This window comes from Mesorhizobium sp. B2-3-5 (genome assembly GCF_006442395.1).
Classification (GTDB): domain Bacteria; phylum Pseudomonadota; class Alphaproteobacteria; order Rhizobiales; family Rhizobiaceae; genus Mesorhizobium.
The window spans coordinates 89,215-104,689 of record NZ_VFVX01000015.1; the positions used below are offsets into that span (position 1 = coordinate 89,215).

Consider the following 15,475-nt stretch of genomic DNA (forward strand, 5'->3'; position numbering starts at 1 on the left):
GAGCCGGCGCTCAGCCGAGCACCAGCCTGATGCGCCGCCGCCATGCGGGGCCGTAGCGCAGTGCCAGCATGAACGCCGTCTCCAGCACCACGACGATGACAATGATGCGGAAGCCTATCGTGAGGGAATCCTGGCCGCTGCCGCGCAGGAGGTAGCCGGTCAGGAGGAAGCCCGCGTTCCAGATGGCGGCGCCGAGCAACGTCGCCAGGGCGAACGTCAACGCCGGCAAACGAAGCGCGCCTGCCGCGATCGGCAGGTAATTGCGCACCGTCGGGATGAACTGCGCCAGCAAGGACATCCTGATATGATTGCGGCGATAGGCCTGGCCAAGCTTGTGGTACGTTTCGGGACGCAGGAAGACATATCTGCCGGCACGTTCGATAAGCCTGCCGGCACGGTCAAATCCGATCCGGCGGCCCACCGTGTACCACACAAGGCAGCCGGCAAAGGAGGCGGAGGTCGTCACCGCCAGCAGGATCGCCAGCGACGCGCCATCAGCCGCCGCTGTCATGCCGAGGAACAGCAGCAGCACATGCGAGGGCGGAACCGGCAGTATCTTCTCGGTGAAGGCGAGGCAGAAGACGCCGGACAGGCCGAAGCCGAGAATGGCCGACAACGGGCCCGTCATGCGAAGCGCCAGTCGTAGGTCCCGGCCGTCTTGATCCTGGTGATGCGATAGACAGTCGCCGGCGGGAAGTTGCGAAAGGTATGGCCAATCCGCATAACCTCGAGATCGAGCCGGTCGAGCAACGACTGGTCGAACGGGCAGCGCCGTCCCAGCGTGAACTGATAGAGTGCCCCATCAGGACGCAGGTTCGCGAAAACACCTTCGAGAATGGCTAGCGTCTTGCGCGGCGAAATCAGGCGGAATGGCAAGCCGCTGACGGCAGCGCCAAGCGCGGGCCCGTGGGACAGCGACATGTGGCGCAGGCCGACGGCATCCATTTCGAAAATCCGGGCGGCGGGAAAGCGTCGCTTGAGGAGTGCCGCGAAATCCGGATCGGATTCGATCAGCGTCAAATCTTCCTCCCTCACCCCGCGTGCCAGCAGCGCCCGTGTAAATGGGCCGGTTCCGGGGCCGAGCTCCAGCACGGGGCCCGTCTCGGGGCCGATGTCGCGCGTCATCAATGTTGCCAGGCTGGAGCTGGACGGGGTGACAGAGCCGATCTTGAACGGCGCGACGGTCCACGCCATGAGAAAAGACAGAGCATCACTTGCAGACATGACAAATCTCAATCCCGGACAGCGGCACGCCAGACAGTGGTGTGGCCGCTCGATTTCATTTTAGCGTCGGGCCCGACCTGTTGCGTATTCGGGCCCGACGCCTCGACGCCGGCATGGGCGGTTCTTGCCGGCCGGGGCTGTTTGCCGCGACTGGATTGCATAGACATTGCGCAATATCACGGATGCAAAGAAAGACCTTGCGGGCTTCGGGCCGTTCAGCTTTGCCATGTTTGCGCAATGTTGGCGAGGTAGCCCCGAAGCCGTGGCCGTTGCTGGAGGAGTATGGATGCGTATCTTGCTGGTCGAGGACGAGGCTGAAATGGCCTCTGCCCTGCGTGCCGCGCTGAAGCGTCACGACATGGTGGTCGATCACGCCGGCTCGCTCATCGAGGCGGAGGGCTTCGTTGCCGCCGACAGCTACGACGCCATCCTGCTCGACCGCCAGTTACCGGATGGCGACGGGCTATCGCTGGTGCCCAGATTGCGCTCGGCGAAGAACACCACGCCCGTGCTGATGCTGACGGCAAGAGGCGATACGGCGGACAAGGTCGATGGGTTGGACATGGGCGCTGACGACTATCTGGCAAAACCGTTCGCTTTCGAGGAATTGCTGGCCCGCCTGCGCGCGCTGCTGAGGCGCCCAGCGCCGCTGCAGTCGCAATTCATCCGCGCCGGCCATCTGGTGCTCGATGTCGGGCATCGCGAGGCGTCGATCCGTGCCGAGCCGCTCAGCCTGCCCCGCCGCGAGCTCCTGGTGCTGGAGGCGCTGATGCGGCGCACCGGCCGCATGGTCCAGCGCGAGGCATTGATGGAGGCGGTGTTCGGCCTCGACGACGAGATTCAGTCCAATGCCCTCGACACCCATGTCTCGCGCCTGCGCCGCAAGCTTGCCGATGCCGATGCCGGCGTGACGATCAACGGCATTCGCGGCGTCGGTTATCTCCTGCGCGAAACGAACTGAGCGCCAGGCGATGACTATCAAGCGCCCGCGTTCGCTGAAATGGAGCCTGGTGCTGCGCATCGCCTTGCTGCAATGCGCGATGCTGACGCTGATCATCGTCGGCATTCTCGGCGCCATGCTGGCCACCGGCATCATCCCACACGACTATGAGGACGGCACCATGGACGTGCTCGCGGATGCCGTGGCGCGCGACGCAGGCGGCAAGCTCATCCTGCGCGAGACCTCGGATCTGACGAAGCTGCGGTCCGGTGTCCCCGACCTCTGGTTCATCATCCGCGACAAACAGGGGCAGCGGCTGCAGGAAGGCACCGTGCCGGCCGTCTTCCAGCCTTTCGCCGGACTGCTGGACAACATCAGTGACGCCCGCATCGACCCCGTACTCGGGCAAAGCGCGCCGCCGGAGGGAAAGATCCGCTGGACCGACACGGCGGCCGGCAATGTCCAGATCTTCACCGGCACCAAGGGCGGCCTTTCACTGCTGCGCGTGCTCGGGCAAGCGCCGCAATTCTTCCTGCAAGGCATATTGCCGCTTGCCGGACTGATGGCGCTGGCCACGCTGTTCGCGACGCCCTGGGTGGTGCGTGGCGCGTTGTCGGGCCTTGGCCATGCGGCGGCCGAGGCGGAGCGCATCGACATCGACCAGCGCGGCGTGCAACTGCCGCTGAAAGACGTGCCGCGGGAAGTGACACCGCTGGTGAAGGCGGTCAACGCCGCACTTGCGCGCCTCGACAAAGGCTATGAGCGCCACAAGCGCTTCCTGACCGACGCCGCCCATGAGCTCAGGACACCGCTCGCCATCCTCAACACGCGCCTTGCCTCACTGCCGCCGACACAAGAGCGGGCGCGGCTGCTGCAGGACGCAGCCAGGCTTTCGACGCTGACCGACCAGCTGCTCGACCTGCAGCGCCTCGACCGACAGACGTCGCCGTTCGAAACGGTCGACCTGGTGGCGATCGCGCGCGGCGTCATCGTCGACCTCGCGCCGATGGCGTTTTCGGCCGGTTACGAAATGTCGTTCGAGCCGGAAGGGGACACGGTTTTCGCCACCGGCGACCGCATCGCGATCGAACGCGCCGTGACCAACATCGTCCAGAATGCCATCGAACATGGCGGCCGCGCGGGCAAGATCACCGTCAGCGTCACGACACCCGCCACCATCGAAGTGCGCGACGAAGGCGACGGCGTGCCGCCAGCCGAGCGGGAGCGCATTTTCGAGCCCTTCTACCGGCTGCGCCCGCAGGATCATGGCGCTGGGCTCGGCCTCAACCTGGTGCAGCAAATCATGCAGTTGCATGGCGGACGCGTCGAGATCTTCGATGGCAAGCCGAGCGGCGCCTGCTTCAGGATGAGTTTTCGCGCTTTGTCCGCATAGCATCACCGCAAGCACCAACGACGGCGATGTGTTTGACATCGCGACGATTCGTAACTAATTAAGTTACATGAAGCGAAACAGCCGGCTGTCTTCCACCTTGCACATTCTCGTCCACATGGCCGAGAAGCACGGGCAGGCACTGACCTCCGAGCAGCTTGCCACCTTCATCCACACCAACCCGGTGGTGGTGCGCCGCACCATCGCCGGGCTGCGTGACGCCGGCATCGTCACCTCGTCACGCGGACATGGCGGCGGCTGGCTGCTCGGGCGGACGCCCGAAAACATCTCGCTGGCCGAGATCAGCGCCGCGCTCGGCGAGCCGCTGCTGCCGTTCAGCACCGAGCCGGAAAGCCCGGGCTGTCTCGTCGAACAGGCGGTGATCGCCGTGCTCGACGATTTTCGCATCGCGGCCGAAAAGCTGCTGGCGGAGAAGCTCAGCCGCATCACGCTGGCCGACCTGACCGCCGATTTCCGCCGCCGTTACGACCTCATTGGAGTTTCCACCCATGCAGTATGATCTCGCCGTCGTTGGCGGCAGCTTTGCCGGCCTGTCGGCCGCCATCCAGGCGGCGCGGGCCCGCCGCAACGTCGTGGTGATCGACGCCGGCCAGCCGCGTAACCGTTTTGCCGCGCATTCGCACGGCTTCCTCGGCCAGGACGGGCGCACGCCCGGCGCCATCCTCGACGATGCCAGGCGGCAATTGCTTGCCTATCCGACGGCCAGGCTTGTCAACGCACGAGCGGACAGGGCTGTCGCCAACGGCAGCAGCGATTTCGAGATCACCACCGATGGCGGCGATACCTTCGGCGCCGCGCGACTGGTGCTGGCCACCGGCGTACGCGACATCCTGCCGGAAGTGCCCGGACTCGCCGTGCAATGGGGCAAAACCGTTCTGCATTGCCCCTATTGCCATGGCTACGAGGTTTCCGGCGGGCCGCTTGGCGTGCTCGCGACCGGCCCGATGTCGATGCATCAGGCGCAGCTGATCGCCGACTGGGGCGACGTCACGCTTTTCGGCAACGGCCAGATCGAACCTGACGCCGAGCAGATGCTCGCCCTGGAGAGCAAGAATGTCAGGTTCGAGCCCGCGATCGTCAGCGAATTGCGGGAAGACGGCACCGGCGGCTTGATCGTCCATCTCGACGGCGGCCGGAAGGCGGGCGTCAGGGCGCTGTTCACGGCGCCGCGCAATACGATGGCGAGCCCGCTGGCCGAGCAGCTCGGCTGCGGCTTCAAGGACGGCCTCCTCGGCCCGGTGATATCCGTCGACGACAGGCAGCAGACGACGGTTCCCGGCGTCTATGCCGCCGGAGACGCGGCACGCGCGATGCACAACATCGCCTTCGCCGTGTCGGGCGGGACGTTCGCGGGCGTTTGCGCCCACCAATCGCTGGTCTTCGGCTAAAATCCCGCTTCGCCGCGGGCGATGCTAAGCCGCGCTCCGGCCTGCGCCAGGGCGGCGGCTATGTCACGCGGCGGCGCCAGGTCGGTGGCAAGCTCGGAAAAGCCGTCGAAGCCGCAGACCTGAACAAGACCCTGACGGCCGAATTTGCTGTGGTCGGTGATGACGAGCGAACGCTGGCCGCGCGACAGCACCATGCGGGCGAATTCGGCCTCTTCCAGATCGTAGTCCATGACGCCTGTCATCGCATCGACGGCACCGATGGAGATGATGGCATGGCTGACCGAGAAGCGGCCGACGAACTCGATGGCCGAGGCTCCGAAAGCGGCCCCTGAATCGTTGCGCAGCTCGCCACCCGCCATGTAGACCTTGTTGCCGTTGATGGTGGCCAGCGTGCGGGCGATATCAGACGAGTTGGTGACCACCGTCAGGCGCCGGTGGCCGAGCAGCTCGCGCGCCAGGAACGAGGTCGTGGTGCCGGTGTCGAGCATGATAGATTCGCCATCGCGGATGGTGGCGGCAACCATGCGTGCAATGACGCGCTTGGCATCGGCATTCTCGCGCATGCGGCGTTCGAAGGGCGCTTCGCCGATCATCGACGGCAGGCCGATGGCGCCATGCATCTTCAACACCGAGCCGTCACTGGTGAGCGGCTTGACGTCGCGGCGCACGGTCTCGAGCGAAACGCCCAGCCGGTCGGCCAGGCTGGTGATGGTGATGGTTCCCTCTTCCTGCAGCAGCCGCAGGATTTCGCCATGCCGTTTCGAGTGGATCATCTGAACGTCCCGAAATTGACCGATTCTAGGGCATTCCTAATGCTTTTAAAGGAGATAGCTGATGGTTTCGGGCAAAACACCCAAAAAAAGTCACAGCTTTTTATTGACAGCGTCGCGACGCTGGCGTGAGATTGACTTCGTGACAGGCTCGGAACTGCCACGGGAGGGTGATGGCAGAGCCGCAACCGACTGACCAGCTCGTCTGGAACGTGCCTGGCGCCAGATTTTTCAGATCCGCGGGGGCGGATGCCGGAATCAAAAACCGGCCAAGGGGCTCGTCGGTGCGGTGCGGGATACAGTTCCCGGTATCCCGCACCGACGAGGTTTTCCGTTCTTTCTCACCGCCGCTATGTCGAAGACTGGCTAAACCCGAGGCAAGCTCGTGACCGCCGAAGATCGCATCCGCGCCCTGCCCTGCTGGACTGGCAGCATCGAGATCGCTCCGCTGCCGGGTGGCCTGAGCAACGCCAACTTTGTCGTCACGGACACGGCCGGCAAACATGTCGTGCGCTTCGGCCAGGACTATCCATTCCACCATGTCTTCCGCGAGCGCGAGGTGATGACCGCGCGGGCGGCGCATGCTGCCGGTTTCGCGCCGGCGGTCCATTATGCCGAACCGGGGATCATGGTGACGGCGTTTCTCGGCGCCAAGACCTATCTGGCCGAGGACGTGCGTGCCAATCTTGGCCGGGTCGCGGCCCTGATGCGCGGCTTCCACCGGGAGATGCCAAACCATATCTCCGGCGCCGGCTTCATGTTCTGGGTGTTCCACGTCATCCGCGACTACGCGCGCACGCTCGAAGAAGGCGGCAGCCGCAAGCGTGGCGACCTGCCGCGGTTCCTGGCGCTGGCCGACGAACTGGAGCGGGCACAGAAGTTGTTGCCGATCGTCTTCGGCCACAACGATCTTTTGCCGGCTAATATTCTCGACGATGGCAACCGGCTGTGGCTGATCGATTTCGAATATGCGGGTTTCAACACGGCGATGTTCGACCTTGCCGGCGTGGCCTCGAACGCGGGCATGAGCGACGAGGACTCTTTCGCTTTCCTGACCGCCTATTTCATGAAGGAACCGGACGAGGCGATCCGCCACTCGCACGCCGCCATGCAATGCGCCTCGCTGCTGCGCGAGGCGATGTGGAGCATGGTGTCGGAACTCTATCTCGACGCACCGGGTATCGACTACGTCGCCTACACCGAGGAAAACCTGGTGCGGCTCGACGCGGCGCTGGAAAACTACCGGACAAAATACGGGATTCTAAAATCATGACCTTGCCTAGCCAGGCCGCGATCGTCGTCATCGGCGGCGGCATCATCGGCTGTTCGACGGCCTATCATCTGGCGCGCGACCACAAGGCCGACGTGGTGCTGCTCGAACAGGGCAAGCTGACCTCGGGCTCGACCTGGCATGCCGCCGGTCTGGTCGGGCAGTTGCGCTCGTCGGCATCGATCACCCGGGTGCTCAAATATTCGGTCGACCTCTACAAGGGGCTGGAGGCCGAAACCGGCCTTGCCACCGGCTGGAAGATGACCGGCTGCCTGCGGCTCGCCACCAATGCCGACCGCTGGACCGAATACAAAAGGCTGGCAACGACGGCGAAGAGCTTCGGTATGGACATGCAGTTGCTGTCGCCGGCTGAAGTCAAGGCGATGTGGCCGCTGATGGAGACCGGCGACCTGGTCGGCGCCTCCTGGCTGTCGACCGACGGCCAGGCGAGCCCCTCCGACATCACGCAGTCGCTGGCCAAGGGCGCGCGCATGCATGGCGCGAAACTCTACGAGGATGTGCGGGTCACCGGCTTCGAGATGAAGGATGGCCGCATCACGGCGGTGAAGACCAATCAGGGCGACATCGCCTGCGACAAGGTGGTGAACTGCGCCGGGCAATGGGCACGGCAGGTCGGCGCCATGGCGGGCATCAACGTGCCGTTGCAGCCGGTCAAGCACCAGTACATCGTCACCGAGAAGATCGACGGACTGGCGACCGACGCGCCGACGCTGCGCGACCCCGACCGGCGCACCTATTTCAAGGAAGAGGTCGGCGGCCTGGTGATGGGCGGCTATGAGCCGAACCCGCAGGCATGGACGACTGGTCTCGCCGGAGGCGACGTCTCTGATGATTGGGAATTCCGATTGTTCGACGACGATTACGATCATTTCGAGCAGCACATGGCACAGGCGATCTTGCGGGTACCGGCGCTGGAAACCGTCGGCGTCAAGCAGATGATCAACGGGCCGGAAAGCTTTACGCCGGACGGCAATTTCATCCTTGGCGTGGCGCCCGAATGCGCCAACATGTTCGTCGGCGCCGGCTTCAATGCCTTCGGCATCGCCTCGGGCGGCGGCGCCGGCTGGGTGCTGGCGCAGTGGGTGGTCGATGGCGAGGCACCGCTCGATTTGTGGGTGGTCGACATCAGGCGGTTTTCCGACCTGCACCGCGACCGGCAGTGGGTGTGCGAGCGCACGCTGGAAGCCTATGGCAAGCACTACACGATCGGCTTTCCGCATGAGGAATATGCCAGCGGCCGACCGCGCATCGTCTCGCCGCTGTATGACAGGCTGAAAGGGCGGCGCGCCGTGTTCGGCTCGAAGCTCGGCTGGGAACGGCCGAACTGGTTCGCGCCGGAGGGCGTCGAGGCCAAGGACATCTATTCGATGGGCCGCCAGAACTGGTTCGCGGCGGTCGGCGACGAACACCGGCATGTGCGCGAGCAAGTCGGCATCTTCGACCAGTCCTCCTTCGCCAAATACGAGTTGAGCGGGACCGATGCGGCCAAGGCGCTGGACTGGATCTGCGCCAACGATGTCAGCAAGCCGGTCGGGAGGTTGACCTACACCCAGCTCCTCAACACGCGCGGCGGCATCGAGGCCGACCTGACGGTGGCGCGGCTGGCCGAGGAAAAATTCTACATCGTCACGGGCACCGGTTTCCGCACCCATGATGCCTCATGGATCAGCGACCATATCGGCGAGGGCCTCGATGCCAGGCTGACCGACGTCACCGAGGATTTCGGCACGCTGTCGCTGATGGGGCCGCGCGCACGCGATGTGCTTTTGTCGGTCACCGAGGCCGATGTGTCGAATGCCGGCTTCCCGTTCGGCCATGTGCGGGAGATCGCAATTGCGGGCCACACCGTGCGGGCGCTGCGCGTCACCTATGTCGGCGAACTCGGCTGGGAACTGCACGTGCCGATCGCGGCCACAGGCGAAGTCTTCGACGCGCTGATGACGGCGGGCCGGAAGCATGGCATCCGCCCGGTCGGCTATCGGGCGCTGGAATCGCTGCGGCTGGAAAAGGGCTACCGCGCCTGGGGCTCCGACATCACCCCCAACGACACGCCGCAGGAAGCCGGCCTCGGCTGGGCGGTCAAGCTGCGCAAGAACACCGATTTCGTCGGACGGCGCGCCCTCGAGAAGGTTGGCGGCGCACCCTTGAAGAAGCGCTTTGCCGGCTTCACGGTCGATGATCCGGAGATCGTGCTGCTCGGCCGCGAGACCATCCTGCGCAATGGCGAGCCGGTCGGCTATCTCACCAGCGGCGGCTATGGCTACACGATCGGCAGGAATATCGGCTACGGCTATGTGCGCAACGCCGATGGCGTCAGCGATGACTTCCTCGCCTCGGGCGGCTATGAACTGGCGGTCGCGATGGAGCGGACGCCGGCCAAAATCCATCTCGAGCCGATGTACGATCCGGCCGCCGAGAAAGTAAAAGCTTAACTCACCCGCAGGGCGAGCCCACGGCTCGGCACGGTATCCGCCTCGCCAGGCATCGAGACGTAGGGGCGCGTTTCTTCAACGCGGGTGACGAGGCCTTGCGCCTCGAGCTCAGCGATGCGCGCGGCAAAACCCTGATCCCACAGCGTGTTCTTGACCGTCAGCACGATCACCCCGCCGGGCCGGCAGATGCGGATCAGTTCGTCCAGCCCCTCGGCGCCGACATGGCCCGAGGTGAACACGCCGGCCGAGATTACCCCGGCATAGGCATGATCGGCGAAAGGCAGCCTCGCGCCGAGCGCCAGGCAATGCAGGGCCGAATAGACGCCCTTGCGCGCGGCCTGGTCCAGCATGCCTTGCGAAATGTCGAGCGCTTCGACCTCGGGATAGCCTGTTATGTCAAGCCATTCGCCGATCAGCCCGGTGCCCGCCCCGGCATCGAGCAGCGGGGCTGAACCGCGTGGCAGATGCCGGGCGAGCAACGCAAGGCAGATGGTCGGATGGCGATAGCCGGCGGCAGACATGTCGGCGTCGTAGGTTTGCGACCAGCTGTCATAGAGCGCTGCCACCTCTTCCGGGCGCTTGGCCGCGTAGACCGCGCCGAGCGCGCCATGATGCTTGCTGTCCACCACGTACAATCCCTTGTCCTGCGAGGGATGATAGCCAAACGGCGAAAATTGTGGAACCGTCGGCGCGAAGAAATAACGGCGTGGGGCGCAGGCATGAAGGCGGACCAGGCGCGGGCAAAACTTGCCGCCATTCCGATGCTGGCCGGCTACACCGGGCCGTTGGACCGGCTTGGCGGCCTTACCAACCTGGTCTTCAAGGCCGGTGACTACTGCCTGCGCATTCCAGGCAAAGGCACGGAGGAATACATCAACCGTGCCAACGAAGCGGTAGCAGCGCGCGAGGCGGCAAAAGCCGGCGTCAGCCCGGAAGTGCTCTATTTCGACGCCGACACCGGCGTGATGGTCACGCGCTTCATCGCCGGGGCCGAGACGATGTCGCCGGAGAAATTCAGGGAACGGCCGGGCAGTCCGGCCCGCGCCGGTGAAGCCTTCCGCAAGCTGCACGATTCCGGTGCGGTGTTCGCGTTCCGCTTCGAGCTGTTCGCGATGATCGACGACTATCTCAAGGTGCTGTCGACCAAGGATGTCGCCCTGCCCTCTGGCTACCACGACGTGGTGCGCGAGGCGGAAAGCGTGCGCTCCGCCCTTGCCGTCCATCCGTTGCCGCTGGTCGCCTGCCATTGCGATCCGCTGTGCGAGAACTTCCTCGATACGGGTGACAGGATGTGGATCGTCGACTGGGAATATTCGGGGATGAACGATCCGCTCTGGGATCTCGGCGATCTCAGTGTGGAGGGCAAATTCGATGCCTTCCGGGATGAAGAGATGATGCGCGCCTATTTCGGTGGCGAGGCGAGACCTGCGGAACGCGGACGCATCGTCATCTACAAGGCGATGTGCGACCTGCTCTGGACGCTATGGGGGCTGATCCAGCTTGCCAACAACAACCCCGTCGACGATTTCCGCGCCTATGCCGACGGCCGCTTCGCGCGCTGCAAGGCGCTGATGGAGACGCCGGAGTTTTCACGGCATCTGGCCGCGATACGCCAAGGCTAGAGCCGGATGATTTCAGGTCGGGTCGACCTGAAATCTGAATCCGTCTCTAAATCAAAAAGTTAGAGCATGATGTCGTCCGAAAACCGCTTCACACTTTTCGGCATCATGCTCTAGGGATATGGACCTCAGTTCACGCCTTTCGGCACGTTCTCCGGCGGCACCGTGGTGTCGACCACCTTCTGGCGGTGAAAGATGAACAGGCCGGCCAGCACGACGATGCCGGAGCCGATCAGGATGCGCGGGCCGGGAACATCGCCGAAGAACACCAGCCCGAACACCACCGCCCACAGGAGCAGCGTATAGTGCAGCGGTGCCAGCGTCGAGGCCGGCGCCAGTTTCAGCGCCCGCGTTATCATAAGATGGGCGCCGCAGGAAACGATGCCGAGCAGCAGCATCGCGCCGAAGTCGAGCGCCGAAGGTGCGCGCCAGGCGCCGATGGCCAACACACCGCCGACCAGCAGCGTGCCGATCGTCTGCCATGTCACCAGATTGGTGTCGCTGGTGCCGCGCAGCCGCCGGTTGAGGATGATGGCGAAGGCGAAGGCGATGCTGCCGGCAAGCGCGAAACCTGACGACAAGGAGAACGCGGCCGAGGAGGGCTTAAGCATGATCACCACACCGCAGAAACCAAGCAGGATCGCCAGCCAGCGGCGCCAGCCGACCTTTTCGCCAAGCAGGAGGTGGGAAAGGGCCGCGACATAGATCGGCCCGGCCATGTAGAAACTCATGACATCCGCCAGCGGCAGATAGACGACAGCGGCATAGAAGAGCGCGGTGTCGAGCGTGGTCATGACGACACGCAATATCTGCAGTTCGGGCCGCTCCATGCGAAACAGCCTGGCGGTGCCCTGATGGGCGATCATCGGACCCAGCACGAAGAAGGCGCCGATCGAACGGATCAGCACCACCTGGCCGACGGAGAAGCTGGCGACCAGCCACTTGCCCATCGCATCGTTCAGCGCAAACAGGAAGTCGCCGGCCAGCATCAGCAAAATGCCAGCCAGAAGCACGTTCCTGATTGTGGAATTCTGCGCCACGGGCTGCGTCATGCCGATCCCGATTCCTCCCATGTGAAGCTGCGTCGTAGACGGAAGCGACCGCTTTGACGAGGAGAAATCCGGAAATCGGCAAGGCCAGCGCCGGGAATCGGCTGGGTCTGGCCGGCTTTGGACTGGCTATGCAGATGCGGCGTCCTATTGGGCCTGATGCCTGCGGTTCACCTGCGCCGGCCTGCCAGGGATAGAAAGCCTGGTATCCTGCCTTGTCCTTTCCGCCACCACCTTGCCTCTGGCGATGACGCAAATGCGCTCGGCACGCAGACGCAGGGCCTCGATCGGATTGCCGGCGTCGAGGATGACGAGGCTGGCGCGCTTGCCGACCGCGAGGCCGAGATGGTCGAGCCCCATGATGGCGGCATTGACGTTGGTGACCATGTCGAAGCAGCCCGCCATATCGGCCGGGCTCGACATCTGGGCGACGTGCAGGCCCATGAAGGCGACGTCGAGCATGTCGGCGGTGCCCAGCGAATACCAGGGATCGAGCACGCAATCCTGGCCCCAGCCGACGCGGATGCCGAGCGCCTGCATCTCCTTGACCCGGGTCAGGCCACGGCGCTTCGGGAAGGTGTCGTGGCGGCCCTGCAGCATGATGTTGATCAGCGGATTGGGGATCGCTGAGACACCGGCTTCAGCGATCAGCGGCAAAAGCTTCGAGACATAGTAATTGTCCATCGAATGCATCGAGGTGAGGTGCGAGCCGGCCACCCTGCCCTGCAGGCCCAGCCGCTGCGTTTCATAGGCCAGTTGCTCGATGTGGCGTGACAGCGGGTCGTCGGTCTCGTCGCAATGCAGGTCGACCATCAGGCCGCGCCTGGCCGCGATCTCGCAAAGCTCGGTCACCGAGCGCGTGCCGTCGGCCATGCTGCGCTCGAAATGCGGAATGCCGCCAACGACGTCGACGCCCATGTCGAGCGCACGGATGGTGTTCTGGCGTGCCGTCGGCGAGCGATAGAAGCCATCCTGAGGAAAGGCCACCAATTGCAGGTCGATGTGGGGGGCGATGGTTTTCTTGACGTCGAGCAGGGCCTCGACCGCCAGCAGCCGGTCGTCGCATACATCGACATGGGTGCGGATGGCGAGCAGCCCCATCGACACCGCCCAGTCGCAATAGGCGAGCGCGCGGTCGCGCACCGCCTCATGCGTCAAAAGCGGCTTCAGTTCGCCCCACAGCGAAATGCCTTCGAGCAGCGTGCCCGACGCGTTGATGCGCGGAATGCCATAGGAGAGCGTCGCGTCCATATGGAAGTGCGGATCGACGAAGGGCGGCGACACCAGATTGCCACGGGCGTCGATTTCGGCCCGGGCGGAACCCTCCAGCATGGGCTCGATCGCCGCGATCGTCTCGCCGCTGACACCGATATCGGCAATCCTGCCATCCGGCAGCGTGCCGCCACGAACGATAAGGTCCAAGTCCATCTGTCGTCATCCCGCTTCAAGAATCACTTTTCCATCGTGTCCCAAAAGACAGCATGCCGCAGCGGTTTCCTTCCAGAAGCCGCCAATGGTTCCATCCGGCCGCAACTCCCTCTATAAGCCGCCTTCGACATCCCGGCATCAAGGATCAGCCGTTGTTTCGTTTCTTCCGTTCGACGGAGAACCAGCGCCTCGTGGCGAGGCTGCTCAGGGAATCGTTCCGGCAGCACAGGGCCGGCTACGGCGCAGCCATTCTTTCGATGCTGCTGGTGGCCGGCATGACGGCTGCCAGCGCCTGGATTCTGCGCGAAATCACCAATGAATTCGTGATCGACAAAAGAATCGAGCGCGTCAACATGATCGCCGTGGCGGTCGCCGCGATCTTCATCGTCAAGGGCATCGCCAATTTCGTCCAGGCCTACTTCATGAGCCGGGTCGGCAACGCCATCATCGCCGAGCGGCAGCGCAAGATCTACGATCGTATCCTGGCGCAAGGCATCGAATTCTACCATTCGACCTCGTCATCGGACCTGATCACCCGCATGACGAACAATGCCCAGGCCGCACGCAACGTGCTCGACCTCATCGTCACCTCCTATGTGCGCGATCTGGTAACCCTGGTCGCCCTGGTGCTGGTCATGATCGTGCAGCAGCCGGGGTTGTCGCTGATCTGCTTCGTCGTCGGCCCGCTCGCCATCTACGGCGTCAACCGCATCCTGAAACGTGTGCGCAAGTTCGCCGCCATGGAGTTCCGCTCGGTTGGCCAGATCGTGCAGGTGATGCAGGAAACCGCTATCGGCGTGCGCGTGATCAAATCCTTCAACCTCGAAGGCGTGATGCGCAAGCGCATGTACAAAGCGGTCTCCGATGTCGAGAACCGTGCCAACAACATCGCCACGCTGGAAGCGCTCACCACTCCCGTGATGGAAACACTGGCCGGCCTGGCCATTGCAGGCGCCGTGCTGGTCAGCGGCTTGCTGGTGCTGCAGGGCGGCCAGACGCCGGGTGCCATCATGGCCTTTGTCGCGGCGCTGCTGCTGGCTTATGAGCCGGCAAAGCGCCTGGCGCGCGTGCGCATCGCATTGGAAAGCGGCATTGTCGGCGTGCGCATGATGTTCCAGCTGGCCGACGAACCGCTGACGCTGGCCGAAAAGCCGGATGCAACGCCGCTTCGGGCCGGACCGGGCGAAATCCGGTTCGACGCCGTGAGCTTCGCCTATCAGAACGGTCCGCCGGTGCTGGACCGGTTCGACCTGACTTTCGCGCCCGGCAAGATGACGGCGCTGGTCGGGCCATCGGGCGGCGGCAAGTCGACGATCCTGAACCTGATCATGCGCATGTACGACCCGAAGAGCGGCAAGGTGCTGTTCGACGGCCAGGATATTTCCCATGCCACGCTCGCATCGCTCAGGGAAAAGATCGCCTATGTCAGCCAGGACACGTTCCTGTTTGCCGGAACGATCATGCACAACATCCGGCTCGGGCGGCAGGACGCGACCGACGACGAGGTGATCGCCGCGGCCAAGGCGGCCAATGCGCACGACTTCATCATCGCGCAGGCGAGGGGTTACGAGACCGATGTCGGCGAGAATGGCGGCCTGCTGTCGGGCGGCCAGCGCCAGCGCATCTCGATCGCGCGCGCCATGCTGCGCAATGCCGAAATCCTGCTGCTGGACGAGGCGACCAGCGCGCTCGACGCCGAGTCGGAAGCGCTGTTCCGCGATGCGCTGCAGCAACTGACGGAAGGGCGCACGACGATCGTCATCGCGCACCGCCTGTCGACCGTGCACCAGGCCGACACGATCGTGGTGCTGGAAGGCGGCAAGGTGGTGGAGAGCGGCCCGCACCGGACCTTGCTCAGCCAGGGCGGGCTCTATCAAAAGCTTTATGAGTACCAATTGATGCCGTGAGGCCGAAGGGCGCTGC

General features: G+C 64.2%; 14 protein-coding genes. 8 read left to right on the plus strand and 6 right to left on the minus strand.

Annotated elements, in window-relative coordinates:
• Window positions 1–10: 10 nt before the first annotated feature.
• Both FJ958_RS18345 and FJ958_RS18350 read right to left on the minus strand, forming a co-directional pair.
• Window positions 11–628 (minus strand): DedA family protein, encoded by a 618-nt coding sequence (locus tag FJ958_RS18345; RefSeq protein ID WP_140744604.1) that lies wholly within the window; start codon window positions 626–628, stop codon window positions 11–13.
• Window positions 625–1,125 (minus strand): methyltransferase domain-containing protein, encoded by a 501-nt coding sequence (locus tag FJ958_RS18350; RefSeq protein WP_246679627.1) that lies wholly within the window; start codon window positions 1,123–1,125, stop codon window positions 625–627. The genes FJ958_RS18345 and FJ958_RS18350 overlap by 4 nt, the downstream gene beginning before the upstream one ends.
• A gap of 385 nt (window positions 1,126–1,510) precedes the next feature.
• Between FJ958_RS18350 and FJ958_RS18355 the strand changes: the two genes are divergently transcribed.
• The 4 genes from FJ958_RS18355 (at window position 1,511) to FJ958_RS18370 (ending at window position 4,963) form a co-directional block, all read left to right on the plus strand.
• Window positions 1,511–2,185: a response regulator transcription factor gene (locus FJ958_RS18355; RefSeq protein WP_140744606.1), complete on the plus strand. Its 675-nt coding sequence runs from the start codon at window positions 1,511–1,513 to the stop codon at window positions 2,183–2,185.
• A 10-nt stretch (window positions 2,186–2,195) separates the two neighbouring features.
• On the plus strand, window positions 2,196–3,557 hold the full coding sequence (locus FJ958_RS18360) for a HAMP domain-containing sensor histidine kinase (protein WP_140744607.1): 1,362 nt from the start codon (window positions 2,196–2,198) through the stop codon (window positions 3,555–3,557).
• A 67-nt stretch (window positions 3,558–3,624) separates the two neighbouring features.
• Complete coding sequence (locus FJ958_RS18365; protein WP_140744608.1) at window positions 3,625–4,074, plus strand: Rrf2 family transcriptional regulator; 450 nt, start codon at window positions 3,625–3,627, stop codon at window positions 4,072–4,074.
• Window positions 4,064–4,963 (plus strand): NAD(P)/FAD-dependent oxidoreductase, encoded by a 900-nt coding sequence (locus FJ958_RS18370; RefSeq protein ID WP_140744609.1) that lies wholly within the window; start codon window positions 4,064–4,066, stop codon window positions 4,961–4,963. Before FJ958_RS18365 ends, FJ958_RS18370 begins: the two co-directional genes overlap by 11 nt.
• Here the strand turns inward: FJ958_RS18370 and FJ958_RS18375 are convergent.
• Complete coding sequence (locus FJ958_RS18375; protein ID WP_140744610.1) at window positions 4,960–5,736, minus strand: DeoR/GlpR family DNA-binding transcription regulator; 777 nt, start codon at window positions 5,734–5,736, stop codon at window positions 4,960–4,962. The genes FJ958_RS18370 and FJ958_RS18375 overlap by 4 nt on opposite strands.
• Window positions 5,737–6,118: 382 nt before the next feature.
• Here FJ958_RS18375 and FJ958_RS18380 point away from each other — a divergent pair, with 382 nt between their 5' ends.
• Together FJ958_RS18380 and FJ958_RS18385 are read left to right on the plus strand one after the other, a co-directional pair.
• Window positions 6,119–7,006 (plus strand): phosphotransferase family protein, encoded by an 888-nt coding sequence (locus tag FJ958_RS18380; RefSeq protein ID WP_140744611.1) that lies wholly within the window; start codon window positions 6,119–6,121, stop codon window positions 7,004–7,006.
• Window positions 7,003–9,456, plus strand: a complete 2,454-nt coding sequence (locus FJ958_RS18385) for an FAD-dependent oxidoreductase (protein ID WP_140744612.1) — start codon at window positions 7,003–7,005, stop codon at window positions 9,454–9,456. The genes FJ958_RS18380 and FJ958_RS18385 overlap by 4 nt, the downstream gene beginning before the upstream one ends.
• On the opposite strand, the gene FJ958_RS18390 is transcribed toward FJ958_RS18385, so the two are convergent.
• A complete protein-coding gene (locus FJ958_RS18390; RefSeq protein ID WP_140744613.1) occupies window positions 9,453–10,085 on the minus strand; it encodes a class I SAM-dependent methyltransferase in 633 nt (210 codons plus the stop codon). The genes FJ958_RS18385 and FJ958_RS18390 overlap by 4 nt on opposite strands.
• A 90-nt stretch (window positions 10,086–10,175) precedes the next feature.
• Here FJ958_RS18390 and FJ958_RS18395 point away from each other — a divergent pair, with 90 nt between their 5' ends.
• Window positions 10,176–11,078: a phosphotransferase family protein gene (locus FJ958_RS18395; RefSeq protein WP_140744614.1), complete on the plus strand. Its 903-nt coding sequence runs from the start codon at window positions 10,176–10,178 to the stop codon at window positions 11,076–11,078.
• 125 nt (window positions 11,079–11,203) lie between these two features.
• Here the strand turns inward: FJ958_RS18395 and FJ958_RS18400 are convergent, their stop codons facing one another.
• On the minus strand, window positions 11,204–12,127 hold the full coding sequence (locus FJ958_RS18400; RefSeq protein ID WP_140744615.1) for a DMT family transporter: 924 nt from the start codon (window positions 12,125–12,127) through the stop codon (window positions 11,204–11,206).
• A gap of 144 nt (window positions 12,128–12,271) precedes the next feature.
• Window positions 12,272–13,552, minus strand: a complete 1,281-nt coding sequence (locus FJ958_RS18405; protein ID WP_140744616.1) for an amidohydrolase family protein — start codon at window positions 13,550–13,552, stop codon at window positions 12,272–12,274.
• Between the two features lie 152 nt (window positions 13,553–13,704).
• On the opposite strand from FJ958_RS18405, the gene FJ958_RS18410 reads away from it, so the two are divergent.
• Window positions 13,705–15,459 carry an ABC transporter ATP-binding protein gene (locus FJ958_RS18410; RefSeq protein ID WP_140744617.1) on the plus strand — a complete coding sequence of 585 codons (1,755 nt, stop codon included), beginning with the start codon at window positions 13,705–13,707 and terminating at the stop codon, window positions 15,457–15,459.
• The last annotated feature ends 16 nt before the right edge of the window (window positions 15,460–15,475 follow it).

Excerpts from the sequence above, each read along its gene's own strand:
- FJ958_RS18400 (WP_140744615.1), bottom strand. The coding sequence starts at position 12,127 with ATGACGCAGCCCGTGGCGCAGAATTCCACAATCAGGAACGTGCTTCTG.
- FJ958_RS18365 (WP_140744608.1), top strand. The coding sequence starts at position 3,625 with ATGAAGCGAAACAGCCGGCTGTCTTCCACCTTGCACATTCTCGTCCAC.
- FJ958_RS18360 (WP_140744607.1), top strand. The coding sequence starts at position 2,196 with ATGACTATCAAGCGCCCGCGTTCGCTGAAATGGAGCCTGGTGCTGCGC.
- FJ958_RS18405 (WP_140744616.1), bottom strand. The coding sequence starts at position 13,552 with ATGGACTTGGACCTTATCGTTCGTGGCGGCACGCTGCCGGATGGCAGG.
- FJ958_RS18350 (WP_246679627.1), bottom strand. The coding sequence starts at position 1,125 with ATGACGCGCGACATCGGCCCCGAGACGGGCCCCGTGCTGGAGCTCGGC.
- FJ958_RS18385 (WP_140744612.1), top strand. The coding sequence starts at position 7,003 with ATGACCTTGCCTAGCCAGGCCGCGATCGTCGTCATCGGCGGCGGCATC.
- FJ958_RS18345 (WP_140744604.1), bottom strand. The coding sequence starts at position 628 with ATGACGGGCCCGTTGTCGGCCATTCTCGGCTTCGGCCTGTCCGGCGTC.
- FJ958_RS18375 (WP_140744610.1), bottom strand. The coding sequence starts at position 5,736 with ATGATCCACTCGAAACGGCATGGCGAAATCCTGCGGCTGCTGCAGGAA.
- FJ958_RS18355 (WP_140744606.1), top strand. The coding sequence starts at position 1,511 with ATGCGTATCTTGCTGGTCGAGGACGAGGCTGAAATGGCCTCTGCCCTG.
- FJ958_RS18395 (WP_140744614.1), top strand. The coding sequence starts at position 10,176 with ATGAAGGCGGACCAGGCGCGGGCAAAACTTGCCGCCATTCCGATGCTG.
- FJ958_RS18370 (WP_140744609.1), top strand. The coding sequence starts at position 4,064 with ATGCAGTATGATCTCGCCGTCGTTGGCGGCAGCTTTGCCGGCCTGTCG.